This window comes from Segatella copri (genome assembly GCF_009494835.1).
GTDB classification, from domain to species: Bacteria; Bacteroidota; Bacteroidia; order Bacteroidales; family Bacteroidaceae; genus Prevotella; species Prevotella copri_F.
Genome location: NZ_VZBE01000055.1, coordinates 74,234 through 86,509, shown reverse-complemented (window position 1 = coordinate 86,509; position 12,276 = coordinate 74,234). Strand labels below are relative to the sequence as shown.

The 12,276-nt window shown below is 36.3% G+C and carries 12 protein-coding genes; 11 read left to right on the top strand and 1 reads right to left on the bottom strand.

The window, feature by feature from the left end; translation table 11 throughout:
• The first annotated feature begins 45 nt into the window (after positions 1 to 45).
• From F7D47_RS07675 to F7D47_RS07650, 9 genes are all read left to right on the top strand, one after another.
• Complete coding sequence (locus tag F7D47_RS07675; RefSeq protein ID WP_153086114.1) at positions 46 to 228, top strand: hypothetical protein; 183 nt, start codon at positions 46 to 48, stop codon at positions 226 to 228.
• Between the two features lie 1,074 nt (positions 229 to 1,302).
• Positions 1,303 to 1,515 carry a hypothetical protein gene (locus F7D47_RS07670; RefSeq protein WP_153086113.1) on the top strand — a complete coding sequence of 71 codons (213 nt, stop codon included), beginning with the start codon at positions 1,303 to 1,305 and terminating at the stop codon, positions 1,513 to 1,515.
• Positions 1,516 to 1,926: 411 nt separating this feature from the next.
• Positions 1,927 to 2,196: a hypothetical protein gene (locus tag F7D47_RS14765; protein ID WP_153095693.1), complete on the top strand. Its 270-nt coding sequence runs from the start codon at positions 1,927 to 1,929 to the stop codon at positions 2,194 to 2,196.
• Positions 2,197 to 2,342: 146 nt separating this feature from the next.
• A complete protein-coding gene (locus F7D47_RS15040; RefSeq protein WP_262884372.1) occupies positions 2,343 to 2,471 on the top strand; it encodes a hypothetical protein in 129 nt (42 codons plus the stop codon).
• Positions 2,472 to 2,504: 33 nt separating this feature from the next.
• A complete protein-coding gene (locus F7D47_RS07665; protein ID WP_153086112.1) occupies positions 2,505 to 2,789 on the top strand; it encodes a hypothetical protein in 285 nt (94 codons plus the stop codon).
• Between the two features lie 132 nt (positions 2,790 to 2,921).
• The gene (locus F7D47_RS14760; protein WP_153086111.1) at positions 2,922 to 3,278 is read left to right on the top strand and encodes a hypothetical protein; all 357 of its coding nucleotides are present in this window, start codon (positions 2,922 to 2,924) and stop codon (positions 3,276 to 3,278) included.
• Positions 3,279 to 5,466: 2,188 nt separating this feature from the next.
• On the top strand, positions 5,467 to 5,814 hold the full coding sequence (locus F7D47_RS07660) for a hypothetical protein (protein ID WP_153086110.1): 348 nt from the start codon (positions 5,467 to 5,469) through the stop codon (positions 5,812 to 5,814).
• Between the two features lie 81 nt (positions 5,815 to 5,895).
• Positions 5,896 to 6,753 (top strand): hypothetical protein, encoded by an 858-nt coding sequence (locus tag F7D47_RS07655; protein ID WP_153086109.1) that lies wholly within the window; start codon positions 5,896 to 5,898, stop codon positions 6,751 to 6,753.
• 183 nt (positions 6,754 to 6,936) lie between these two features.
• Positions 6,937 to 7,728 carry a hypothetical protein gene (locus F7D47_RS07650; protein ID WP_153086108.1) on the top strand — a complete coding sequence of 264 codons (792 nt, stop codon included), beginning with the start codon at positions 6,937 to 6,939 and terminating at the stop codon, positions 7,726 to 7,728.
• A gap of 290 nt (positions 7,729 to 8,018) precedes the next feature.
• Here F7D47_RS07650 and F7D47_RS07645 read toward each other — a convergent pair whose 3' ends face one another.
• Positions 8,019 to 9,821: a tyrosine-type recombinase/integrase gene (locus tag F7D47_RS07645; RefSeq protein ID WP_153086107.1), complete on the bottom strand. Its 1,803-nt coding sequence runs from the start codon at positions 9,819 to 9,821 to the stop codon at positions 8,019 to 8,021.
• A gap of 172 nt (positions 9,822 to 9,993) precedes the next feature.
• Here F7D47_RS07645 and F7D47_RS07640 point away from each other — a divergent pair, with 172 nt between their 5' ends.
• Together F7D47_RS07640 and F7D47_RS07635 are read left to right on the top strand one after the other, a co-directional pair.
• Positions 9,994 to 11,556, top strand: a complete 1,563-nt coding sequence (locus F7D47_RS07640) for a glycine--tRNA ligase (protein ID WP_006848488.1) — start codon at positions 9,994 to 9,996, stop codon at positions 11,554 to 11,556.
• An 18-nt stretch (positions 11,557 to 11,574) separates the two neighbouring features.
• Positions 11,575 to 12,222, top strand: coding sequence for an FKBP-type peptidyl-prolyl cis-trans isomerase (locus tag F7D47_RS07635; protein WP_153082942.1), 648 nt, complete (start codon positions 11,575 to 11,577; stop codon positions 12,220 to 12,222).
• Positions 12,223 to 12,276: the final 54 nt, after the last annotated feature.

Sequence of the window (12,276 nt, the reverse complement as noted above, 5' to 3'; positions counted from 1 at the left end):
GCTAAAGCTAGTGTAAAATCATTCAAAGATATGCTGGATTAGATAATGCTGGATATTCAGGATATAGACATAGTTAATGGTACTAAGGGAAAGATTTTCTATGATTTATCTAAAGGTGTATCTAAGGGAAAGGAGAAAACAATCTTTTCAGATTGTAGCATGAGTGAGTTATATATGCTGGGTGATGAAGCTGATGATGTCTGGACTAATGAAGATGTAATTAGTTAGATGATGCAATATCTTAACCTTCATATTATCTAGGATGGATTTGATTATTATATATATGACTGGAATACTATAAAGGACAAAAGAACTGGCTGGTATAATCTTACAGAAGATAAAGCTGTAACTATTACCCCTACATTATTAGAAATGACAGCAGATTTGCATTCTAGTGATGATACAAATTTATCTGTAGCAGACGTATATAATCAGGTATCTATTAAATGTAGTTTGGAAGATTAGGACAGTGTTATAGAAAGCCCTATGGATTCAGAAAATCTAAGTTCCCTTTATAATGGTAAGCAGAAATTTATGACTGAATATATATCAGAGGGTGAAGGAGTGAGGGCTAATAATGCCTTCTTTGATATGATCCATGATAGGGCTACTTCTTATGATGCTTGTAAAATTGTGGACTGGTATCTATAGGCTATGTATAATACAAACTGGAACTTTATTACACCTAAAGGATATATAACTAGTCTTTGTGAACTGAGTAATGGGGTTTATGTAAATCAGTGGAAGCTACCAAAGTACTTAAAGGATAACTAGCTTATTCCATGTATCTTTAAAATGGGTAGTGTAAAAAAGTAGAATGATGTTACTGATAATTCCCCTACATCAAAAATAGATATGAATACTTATCTGTATATCTCAATTAATGGTAATGGGGATGATACGGAAACAAATCATTCTCCTTCTGATTAGACAATAAAAGATAGAAGTGGGATGATAGAGTATATAGGTAATAACTCAGGTGGTGTTTTTTCCCCAACAGATGATATTACTACTAACTATTTAGTGTTTAGTGGTGAAATGTGCCTGATGCCTATACAGAAGGAAACAGAAATCTTTTCCATCCTTTAGAAGCATGATAGGGGTGATTATTGGCATAGAACAGTACCTAGTGATAATAATGGGGATGGTAGATATTATACTAGAAGGTGGTACACATAGGAAAAGCCATCTGATACACCTTCTTCTTATTTATCTAATGCTTTAAGCCTTCATCCATGGACAACAGATAAGGCTAACCATGAACTACAGTATAACTATACTGCTAATGGTGATTCTACAGATATGTTTAAGAAACTACCTATTCTTGAATGTGAACTTATTATAGGTAATAAAAGACTGGTAGAAACTAATATAGATACCTATGGAAATTCTACCTATCAATGGGTGAAGATTGGGAAAGAACCTACTATAGATGGTGAAAAGAAAACCACATTTTCTTTAGGTATAGACCCAAAGATAGGGGATAAGATTATAGGTGATGAATTTGATATATAGAATAACATTAGCTATACTATGAATCTGGATGCTAAGGGTACTGCTATACCGATTAAGAAGTCTGATGCTTTATCTGGTGCTGTTGTGTTTAGAATATTAGGACCAGTTAATCTAACTTGGAATGATATAACTAGAAGACATCCTTCTTTCTGGAGACATACTAAATGGTACAATAATACTAAGTTTGTCTTATCTCATATAGAAAACATCATTATAAAGAATTTTGAGTGCAAAATATATTCAGACTAGGGAGGAAATGAGAATAAGCAGGATAATGATTTGATATATATGAGTAATGAAACGGATAGATTTATTAATAAGAAAGATGATGTAGAATTTAAGTTTATTACTTAGTTAAGTAGTTCTGAATGTGCTAAGAAGGGAATAAAGAACACTGTAAACCTGAATGCAGTGATAGAAACAGATTCCCAGACACCATTAGAAAGTATCTACAATGCTACTACAATGGAAACGGCAAAACCAGAGGAGCATTATATCAATCAGTACTATCTTTCTTATTCTAGACCTAAACTTATCATGGAAACAGATTTGCATGATTCACCTTCTATTAGCATCCATTCTATATTACATAGTAAGGTATTAAATAGAAACTTCTTTGTTCAGTCTATTGATAGAGATTTGAAAGAAAGTACAGTACATATAAAACTAAAGGAAGTATGATAAATATACAATCATTTGCCAAAGCTAAGAATACTGGTTCTTCTGGTTCTTCCAGTAAGAGCAGTTCCTCTTAGTCTAGCATCAATAATACTAGCACTTCCATTACAGAAGATACTATTAACATCTTTGCCACTTCTGATTAGGATATGACAGAAGTAATCCAGTCTGCTTTAGATGCAGCATATACATCTGGCAAGAAAATAGTATTTGGTAGTGGAGAGTTTTTAGTAACTAGGGCTGTTTATATCCATGATGGTACGGTTATAGAAGGATAGGGAATCTACAACACTATAATAAGAACCCCATTTATGAAGAAGCCTAGTTACTTTGAAAAAGATACATTGGCATATCAAAAGGCTACTGTGGCTTTGGGATATGTAACTAGAGATAAGAAGAAATATAATACAGCTACTGATGCTAAAAATTGTCCTACTTTGGATTTGAAGAATGGACATAACAGATTTTATTTAGGTGATGGTGCTGTAGGTTATTATGATGGAGATAGAGATAAGAATAAAAACCATCCTTTATATTATCCTAATGATAATAGTGAGGAATGGAAACAATGGGATAAAGAAAGAACTAAGATATAGTCTTAGGGTAGATGGGTAGGCTTAACTGGTCGTGAGAACTATTCTAGAGGTTTAATAAAATCATCCCAGTAGCCTAATCTTACTTATCCTGAAACGTATAAGGTAAATCCAAACGGAACAGCTTTTACTGGTGTGAGAGATATTAGCATAAGTAATATATGTATTACTACAAATTCATCTGATAGAGGTAAAGATGATGCTATCAATTTTAACTATTCACCTTCATCCTTAACTGGTAGTTTGTCTAGCTATGATTCTTCTGTTTTGAATGTATCTTTATCTGATGTATGGTTAATAGATATTGGCGGTAATGCTTATGAAGCCTATAGAGCAGTTCAGAACTCATTTAAGAATGTAGGAGCATGGAGAGTAGCAGAAAGTGGCTTTAAGATTCTTGGTGTTACTTCTGTGAACTTTACTTCATGCTACTGTAATAGCTGCTTAAATGCTGGCTATAACTTGAAGGGCACTAGCTATTCATCTTTGTAGGCTTGTGCTGCTGATGGATGTGGAGTAGGTTATAAGTTGGATAACTGTAATTCTGTTACCTTATAGGGATGTGGAGCAGAAGCCAGTAGATATACTAATACGTTATCTTTAGATGAAGAAGATGGTGAAATAGATATAGATATATTATATCGAGGAAACTCCTATTTTGTGACGGATAGCAACAGTATAGGATTATATAACTGCTATGCTTTTGCCTTTAGGGGTACTATACTTACATCTGATGATAGTGAATTAGATATACCTGATTATTCAAATACTTCTAGACATATCCACATAGTTAGAAGCAAAGGAGTAATAGCAGAAAACTGTTACCTGAAATCTATGTAGAGAATCAGAACAACACCATTTAGAAATGCTGCTGGTAAATGCAGTATAACCTAGGGTAAGTATGATGAAACTGATTCTAACTGTAGAACTTGGCTGGTTCAAACCTATCTAGTAGGTAAGCAATATGAGATTGTAGAATCTGATGTTAGTCTGGTATCTAATCAGTCTTTGGAAGATTTGAAGGCAACAAACAGTATTAGATGCAGTAATCTGGACTTTCTAGACCCAGGAACAGTAGCTAACCCTAATGGATATGATACAGCAGGTAAAACACTATCTGATAGAGATGGAAATGGTGGATGGACTAGAGTTGTGGATGGCTAGACAATTCCTATAACCATGGAAGACTTTGAAGCCCTTTTCCCTTTAAATGCTACAAAGAAGACTGGTGAGCGTACAACTTACTGGGAATGGCGGCATTCTTTAATATTACTCAGGGTTTATACTGAAACTGTAGGTTAGTCGAAATTTGTGGGTTATAGGGATAAGTAGCCTAGTGGGGCTATAGATTGGAGTACCTTTAACTATTCACCATATAGGCTAGATGTGATAAAGGACAGAACAAATACAGATAGATTAGATGGAAATCCAGATAATTGGGGATGTGGTGATTTTATAGAAAGTACATCTAACATTCCTATAGTTAATTACATTCCAGCTACAGTTAATAATTATAGCTTTGGTAGTAGAGTAGCTATAAATAACTAGTATAAGGGAAGTGAAAAGATACAGTCAGATGCTTCTGTAGTTACCATCATGGGTAACTAGACAAAGGAAACGTTAGATCAAAGTGGTAGTGTAATAAGTTCTTCTGATGATGATTTGCTAACCATGAGATTTTTGAAGACTAAGAGTAGGCTAATAGCTGGTACTATGGGATTAGCTATTAAGGATTCTGATAATTATCTGCTGGGTGGTATCAATGCCTATAACACTAAAGATTCTTCTGGTTCAGTAGCATCTGATTTCATGCTATCTTTTGGTTAGAAGAATAGTCTTAGAAATATAATTAGTAGAAGAACGTCAGACTATGAAAGCATAGCCCATTTTAGTAATACCAAAGCTACAGACATTCTTTCTTTGCAGAAAGCTGTTAATGAGATTATAACCAGATTAGAAAACCATGGCTTAGTTAATACTTATGTAGCACCACCTATTTAGCCTACATCATTCAGTATAACTACATCTAACTATGATGCTACAGCTAAAACTATTGATGTTACTTATAGCTATACTGCTGGCTATGATGTGTATGGAAGTGGACTCGCATACAGTTCTACTAATACCACACCTACTTATAGTTAGAACCACATAGAAAGTACACTAGATTCACCAGTTACTGTAACGTTGAAATTAGGCAATGGATTAAAGAGATATGTTAGAATCTATTTGAACAAAGCAGAAAATACTTCTTCTGATTCTGATAGAGAATATAGTTAGACTTTTACGATAACAAATAATGGTGTAAGCTGATGAAAGAAAGTTGGAATCAATTAGGCTTTAAGGATAAGGCACAATATACTACAGCTATGGTAATGATAGCTAGTGGTATTCTTCTAGCATTCCTTAGCTTCTTATCCATTCATACTATAGCTAGTGGAACACTTATCTATATTGCATAGGCTTTTACAGCTGGAGGTGCAATCTTTGGGGTATCAGTGTACTTTAAGAACTAGCTAATAGAAGCGCATGGTGAAACTATGAATAAGGTGAAGGAATTGATAGAAGATGTAGTAGATAGAAAGATGAATAATTAATTAGAGTTAATAAAGGGCTGGTATCTTTGGAGGTATCAGCCTTTTTTATTATCTTTGGCGAAAAAAATTAAAAAGTTATAATTATGGTTATAGATGAAGAAGATTTTTATTCTTTTTGCTTTTGGCTATTATTAATATCGTTACTAATAGCCCTAATTTGTTTAGCTCCATTTGTATGTAGCATACTACATCTTTTAGGGCTATGCCATTTCCAGTGCTTCAACTATGAAATGGTGTGGGTATATACAGCTTTGTCTGCTATTGCTGGAGTGCTTTTACTAAGTGCCTTTGTCAATAACTTTACAAAAATGATTTTTGCAGCTGGGTTTGTAGATGATTCAATAAAGGGCTTTCTAAAGAAAATGATACTATATCATCATAAACTAAAGAATCCAAATAGAGCAAAAGAACTCAATGAAGTTGAGGAATAACAATAGGCTGGTATCTTACAATAAGGTACTAGCCTTTTTCGTTATTATGGTTACATTATTAACTAAATAGATAGATAAGATATGATAGATAAAGAATTAGCACTAATTAATGAAATTAGCAGTAAGATGTCTGAAATTAGCAGTAAGTTGTCTAAAATTAGCAATCAAGTGCAAGACATAGCTAATAGCCCTGAATTGGAATATGCTGTAGAAGTGGCTAATACTTTCGAGGGGCATGTGGCTAAGATGTTTGCTTTCAGATTAACAATGATTGACCAGAGCCGAAAACAGAAGTATCTGGATTCAAAAGAAGTACAAGACACATTAAAGGCTTTTCACTTGGATGCTGAAAAGTTCTGGTATCTTTGTCTGTTTATAAAGGATATAGTAGAAGGCTATGCTGAGGGTTATGATGCTATCAGTCCTAGAGAGGAAATAACCCAGCTAGTAGCACTTCTACAGAAAGTAGAATCGGATAAGAATGATAATTCTTTGAGGACTAAAAGCAATGCCCTTCTATCTCTAAAGCTAGGTAAGATGTCTGTAAAGATAGATAATCAGCTAACGCTAGGTATAATCAAAGCTGCTTTGTATGCAATCCTGAAAACAGATAATAGGATGCTAGATGTTGATTTGTTGAACATGACAGAAGCACATAAATATGTAATATATAAAGTAGCTTGGTTTAATAAGTTTCTTAGTGGATTCTTAAAGGATAAGGTAGCAGATAAGGCTATCTATGATTCAAAGGGTAGTGCTATATCAACAGATAAAGGCTTATTGATAAGCAGAATGATATTTGTACTAGGTATATCGGATGATGAAAGCTTCTTTGAAGAATATAATGATGAGGGTGTTAAGAATGACAAGCTAAAGGGCTATTTGAAAAGGTATAAGAATGTAGAAGTGCCAGCACATCAACCACGTTATTTTCTTTAGGGAACAAAAAATAAGCAGTTTTTAGTTCCCAACTGAATGCCTTAAAATCTTTGGAAGGTATTAGAATTTGCCTTATCTTTGCACCCGTCAAATAAAAGCTTTGACTAGTGCAAGCCATTAACAGATGCTGTAGCCCGTGGATTTGCATGAATCAATGTAGGGAGGAATCCAGCGTATTTAAATATGAAGACTTTTAAAGTTAATGGTAGTGATTTTGGGGTAGCATTCTTGGAAGGTAATCGAAACATTAACTCCAACAATGTGAAGAAGATGGAGGTAAGTTTGAAGGAGTTTGGCAAGAACCTGATGCCTATGGTTTATATAAAGGCTGATGATGCTAGACTTAATGGCAGAAAGCTTAAAGATGCTATAGATGGTACTACTGTAGAAGAAGGCAATAGAGCTAACTACATAGTAGTGCTAGATGGACAGCACCGATTTACTGCTGCTGTAAAGATGGAAGATGAAGGGTTTGATACTTCTGGGCTGCTTTGGGAAGAGTTGAAGCTAGATAAAAATAAAACCATTGAAGAAGCTCTGATAGAGATAAATTCTGTAGGGCAGATGTGGAAGGGTACAGACTACATTAGCGGTTTAGCTTTGAGACAGCCAGAGAATGAGATAGTACAGTTTGCTAAGGAGCTTTCAGACTTTGGAGTAAAAGCAAAGACTATTAATAAGTACCTTCTTTTTGAAGATAAATTCAGCTGGGCTAAACCTGATGAGGATGTTATAAATAAGAAGGCTGATTTAGATAGGGCTAAGAAGATTTGGGCTGTAGTTAAGCAGTTCCCTGATAAGGTTAATAAAGAGTCTATCATCATAGATTATATAATGAAGGCTGGAGGTATTAATCACTGGGAAGATGAATTGAAGAAAGTAGCTGATGTACGTGAAGAACTAGATACAAAGCTGAGAAATTTGAAGGTTAAGGCAGCTAAAGAATTGTTGCGAGATACACTAGAAAAGTTGTAGGAACAAAGACTAGCTTAAATAGTTATAGAGAGGGTTATCACTTCGGTGGTAGCCTTCTTTTCGTTTATAGGGGTATGGGGTTAAATTTTAAGCATGAAGCCGCTGAAACCCCACGCCACCGATGCTTGTGCGACAATTAGAAACGAAAAATCGAAAACAGCTGCAAAACTGCCTTCGATTCTTCTAATGTCTCTAAACTCTTTCTTTTCTTTAATCACTATGATTAATACTAGACAATAGGGCTAAAATGCAGATTGTGGTGCAAATTTTACAAAATGAAGTAGCTAAGGTTATTGTAAACCATTTGCGTTATAGTGTTCAAGTTCTTCATTTGCAAGTTCTTGTTGCCATATCATATCTAATTCTTCATCTGTAAATGGCTTGGTAGAAAGAAGCCCTAACTTATTTAACTTGTATTGATACATCATATACAGTTTGGTATCTGCAAAGTATTTGCCCATATCCCAGATGAATCTTTCAATAGAGCATACTTTCTCCTTAAATGCTTCTATCGTTTCTTTATCGGCATCTTGTCGCATCTTGATAACTTTATTCATTGTAGAGCTACTTACAGACTTCTTTATGATAGTCATAGCCTTTTTAAGTCTAGCATCATTATAGATACTAATACCTGACTGCTGCATATCCATCAAAGCTTCAATATCATCATAGGCAAAGAAGCCATTAATTACATATGTTTTCTCTTTTGGCTTGATAGATACAGTTTCTTGGGTGTGTTCAACTTTCTCTTTTTCCTTACTAATCTTATCCATATAATCGCCATCTGTCTTCTTGTTATAGACTTCTTTAACCATAGTATCATCTGTGTGTCCGACCATCTTTGCAACTGCCATTTCACTATAGCCTTTTTTCCACATAGAGCGTATAAATGTATAACGAGCGCAATGTGTTGATACTACTTCATACAATGGCTTACTTACAGATTTGCCTAAACTGTCTTTACGTGTTATTGTTCTGTCAAGATTCGCCATTTTGCAGAAACTTTTCAAATTGTAGTTATATGTATCTTCTTTGAAATCCTTTACACTACTATTTCTCACATAATTTAACGTGTTAGATAGTTCTTCTGTCACTAATACATAAGCTTTCAAGTTCTTTTTCTCAGTCTCTACTAAATAGAATTTGTTAATTTTGCCATCTATTTCGTGCTCTTCTACTAGATAGTTTCCATCTATCAAAGTATGCAAGTCTGATACTCTTAAACCGCATAATGTTTGCAGTCTGAATAATTCTCTAAAATCTATTTTCTTTTTTTCACTTTTCTTACTTTCATCAAATTGCAAGTTGAAGATGGCATCCAATTCATCTTGGTTTAGTTCAAAGTGTCCAATGTCTTGTTTCTCTCTGGTATCTTTTAGTTTTGCCCATTTTACAACCTCTACTTTGATACCTAGATTACTTTTCTGATACAAGACTTCATTAATTAAATTCTGTATCAGTTGTCCATAGGCATTAACTTGTTTGATACCAAACTTGATTTTCTTATCAGCACTATCTTTCATCTTCTTCAATAAGAACGCACGCCATTTTAGAAAGCCATCTTTACAGAATGCAAACTTCTGATTCTCTTTATTTAAAGTTTCTAAGAAGCTAACATAAAGATTTAATATACTTCTGTTCTGGTATATGCTAGATTCCTTAGTGTCGGGCTTATTGATTTTGTAATACTCATCGAAAGCATCTTGAATCAACTTACATACATCAAAGTTCTTTTCTTTATTCTTAATGTTCATATCTTTATATATAAATTGTTTGAGCAAATCGCCCATATCCGTGATGTCGCTATCACAGTTGCAAAGATACGAAATAAATTCAGAATAACGCTTCTTTAAAACCGTTATTTTTTCATTTGCGATTTTATTATTCTTATTGTCTCTGCTACATAGAAAATTGCTCTCCTCGGCAACACCTTTGCGCCATTGTTGTGGGTACACTTTTATACCACTAGAAAGTTTGTATTGTCTTCCATCAATACGTACAACTAAGTAAACCATTTCGGGCTTCTTAGACTTGTTTGTTCTGAGATTGAAGTGGGCTTCAATTTCCTTATAAAACTTCTGTTCGTTCATCATTTTCGTTCACGTTTTTTGTTCACACACGTTATTTTAACTCTCAATGTGCTGCAAATGAATTGGCGTGAACCCCTTTGTAATAGCCTATTAACAAAGTTTTTCATCTTTTTTTTTGTAGTCTTGTGTAAAAAGAGTATCTTTGCCGAAAATTTGAAAAAAATAAGATTTAATCATGGCACAGGAAGATGTTTTTAAGAAAATTGTAAGCCATTGCAAGGAATATGGCTTCGTGTTCCCAAGTAGTGAAATTTATGATGGCTTGGCGGCCGTTTATGACTATGGTCAGAATGGTGTTGAGCTCAAAAACAATATTAAGCAGTACTGGTGGCAGAGTATGGTGTTGTTGCACGAGAACATTGTTGGTCTCGATGCAGCTATCTTCATGCACCCTACAGTATGGAAGGCATCTGGACACGTAGATGCTTTCAATGACCCATTGATTGATAACCGCGATTCAAAGAAGCGTTATCGTGCCGATGTGCTCATCGAGGATCACATGGCTAAGTATGAGGAGAAGATTGCCAAGGAGATTGCCAAGGCTAAGAAGCGTTTCGGCGATAGCTTTGATGAGGCTCAGTTCCGTGCAACTAATCCTCGCGTTCTGGAGAACCAGAAGAAGTTTGATGATCTCCATGCCCGCTATACTGAGGCTATGCAGGGTCCTAACCTGGAGATGCTGAAGCAGATTATCGAGGATGAGGGTATTGTCTGCCCTATCAGCGGTACCAAGAACTGGACTGATGTCCGTCAGTTCAACCTGATGTTCTCTACCCAGATGGGTGCTGCCAGCGATGCTACAAGCAAGGTATATCTCCGTCCTGAGACAGCTCAGGGTATCTTCGTAGATTACCTGAGCGTTCAGAAGACCGGCCGTATGAAGTTGCCATTCGGTATCTGCCAGATTGGTAAGGCTTTCCGTAACGAGGTTGTAGCCCGTCAGTTCGTATTCCGTATGCGTGAGTTCGAGCAGATGGAGATGCAGTTCTTCTGCCAGCCTGGTACTGAGATGAAGTGGTTTGAGTATTGGAAGAAGGTTCGTCTGGCTTGGCACGAGGCTCTCGGTATGGGTAATGAGAACTACCGTTACCACGATCACGAGAAGCTGGCTCACTATGCCAATGCTGCTACCGACATCGAGTTTAAGATGCCATTCGGTTTCAAGGAGGTAGAGGGTATCCACAGCCGTACCAATTTCGACCTTTCTCAGCACGAGAAGTACAGCGGCCGTTCTATCAAGTACTTCGATCCAGAGAAGAACGAGAGCTATGTACCTTACGATGTAGAGACATCTATCGGTGTAGACCGTATGTTCCTCAGCGTAATGTGCCACTCTTACTGCGAGGAGAAGCTGGAGAATGGCGAGACACGTGTTGTTTTGCGTTTGCCAGAGGCTTTGGCACCTGTTAAGTGTGCTGTGTTCCCATTGGATAAGAAGTATGGTTTGCCAGAGTTGGCTCATGAAATCGTAGACGAGCTGAAGTTCCACTTCAATACTCACTATGGCGATCCTAAGGATTCTATCGGTAAGCGTTATCGCCGTCAGGATGCTATCGGTACTCCATTCTGTATCACCGTAGACCACGAGACTCCAAACGATCATAAGGTAACTCTGCGTTATCGTGATACCATGGAGCAGGAGCGCGTAGCTATCTCAGATCTTCGCAGCATCATCGAGGAGCGCGTAAGCATCACTAGCGTATTGAAGAAGCTTGGCAAGGAAATCAAGAACTTCTAATTAATCAAATACATTTAGATGAATCTTAAGAGTTTGAAATATTTCTTCTTCCTCATGATGGCAGTGATCACACTGTCATCATGTAGCGAAGATGATGATACAGTCTCGGAATATGCCAACTGGCAGGAGCGTAACGAGCAGGCTTTTGCCGATACATTGGCTTATGCCAGGAAGATGGGTGAAGCTAACGGCTGGTACGTTTATAAGAACTGGACGTTCGAAAACCAGACTCCGAACAAGGATCAGAATGGTAATTTAGCGACCCTTACTTATAAGGATTGCGATAATATCATCGTTCATGTTCTGAAGAAGGGAGAGGGTACAACTTCTCCAATCCTTACCGATTCGGTACAGGTGAGCTATCGTGGCCGTTATATTCCTACTGATAATTATAAGGAAGGTTACGTCTTCGACCAGAGCTTTACGGGTACTTTTGATGCAGCTACAGCTAATCCTACCCGTAATGTGTCCGGTGGATATGTTGATGGCTTTACCACCGCATTGCTCAAAATGCATCCGGGTGACCATTGGCAGGTGTTCATTCCATACCAGCTGGCTTATGGCGAGAGCGGTTATTCTTCAATCCAAGGCTATTCAATGCTCCGTTTTGAGATAGTGCTCAATAGTTATAAGAGAGCTTCTGGCAAGAAGTGGATTACTAAATAATAAGAATAAAGATTTAGAAAAAAGTATGTGCATATGTTTGAAATGATATATGCA

What these genes read in the sequence shown, in the direction of transcription:
- F7D47_RS07635 (WP_153082942.1), top strand. Translation starts at nt 11,575, where the DNA reads ATGAATCTTAAGAGTTTGAAATATTTCTTCTTCCTCATGATGGCAGTG.
- F7D47_RS15040 (WP_262884372.1), top strand. Translation starts at nt 2,343, where the DNA reads ATGACAGAAGTAATCCAGTCTGCTTTAGATGCAGCATATACATCTGGC.
- F7D47_RS07655 (WP_153086109.1), top strand. Translation starts at nt 5,896, where the DNA reads ATGATAGATAAAGAATTAGCACTAATTAATGAAATTAGCAGTAAGATG.
- F7D47_RS07650 (WP_153086108.1), top strand. Translation starts at nt 6,937, where the DNA reads ATGAAGACTTTTAAAGTTAATGGTAGTGATTTTGGGGTAGCATTCTTG.
- F7D47_RS07665 (WP_153086112.1), top strand. Translation starts at nt 2,505, where the DNA reads ATGAAGAAGCCTAGTTACTTTGAAAAAGATACATTGGCATATCAAAAG.
- F7D47_RS07640 (WP_006848488.1), top strand. Translation starts at nt 9,994, where the DNA reads ATGGCACAGGAAGATGTTTTTAAGAAAATTGTAAGCCATTGCAAGGAA.
- F7D47_RS07670 (WP_153086113.1), top strand. Translation starts at nt 1,303, where the DNA reads ATGTTTAAGAAACTACCTATTCTTGAATGTGAACTTATTATAGGTAAT.
- F7D47_RS07660 (WP_153086110.1), top strand. Translation starts at nt 5,467, where the DNA reads ATGGTTATAGATGAAGAAGATTTTTATTCTTTTTGCTTTTGGCTATTA.
- F7D47_RS07645 (WP_153086107.1), bottom strand. Translation starts at nt 9,821, where the DNA reads ATGATGAACGAACAGAAGTTTTATAAGGAAATTGAAGCCCACTTCAAT.
- F7D47_RS07675 (WP_153086114.1), top strand. Translation starts at nt 46, where the DNA reads ATGCTGGATATTCAGGATATAGACATAGTTAATGGTACTAAGGGAAAG.